The sequence below is a fragment of the Devosia alba genome (assembly GCF_039938915.1).
Taxonomy (GTDB): Bacteria; Pseudomonadota; Alphaproteobacteria; order Rhizobiales; family Devosiaceae; genus Devosia; species Devosia alba.
The window spans coordinates 1-333 of sequence record NZ_JBDUUI010000061.1 but is presented as its reverse complement, the minus strand read 5'-3'; the positions used below and the strand labels follow the sequence as shown (position 1 = coordinate 333).

1 protein-coding gene is annotated in these 333 nt (G+C 40.2%); it reads right to left on the bottom strand.

Going from position 1 to position 333, the window contains the following annotated elements; translation table 11 throughout:
• A partial coding sequence (locus ABFY71_RS18780) for a hypothetical protein (RefSeq protein ID WP_347947390.1) occupies positions 1-333 on the bottom strand: 333 nt, incomplete at both ends.

The window sequence follows — 333 nt, the reverse complement described above, 5'->3', positions numbered from 1 at the left end:
CTTATCAGCATTGTGCATTTTATCTAAGAGAGAAAGACTTATTTCGCTTGCCGTTGCAGGCTTTTTCGACACAATGTAAGTACCTCTCTTTATAGCTTCTATCCTGTCGGATAACTGCACATTGAGAAAGATAGCAAACCTTGCGGCGTTAAAATTATATCCGTCAAAGCGCCCGTCATCATTTACCAATGATAAACTTGCCGTTTTTTCTATTGCTACACCCACCGGGAAGTCCCCAGAGTCTGCTGAATCTACGAGACTATTTCCAGACAGATAAAAGTCTTTTTTGCCTAGCTTAAGAGTTGTACCATTTGACAATGTAACATTTGCTGT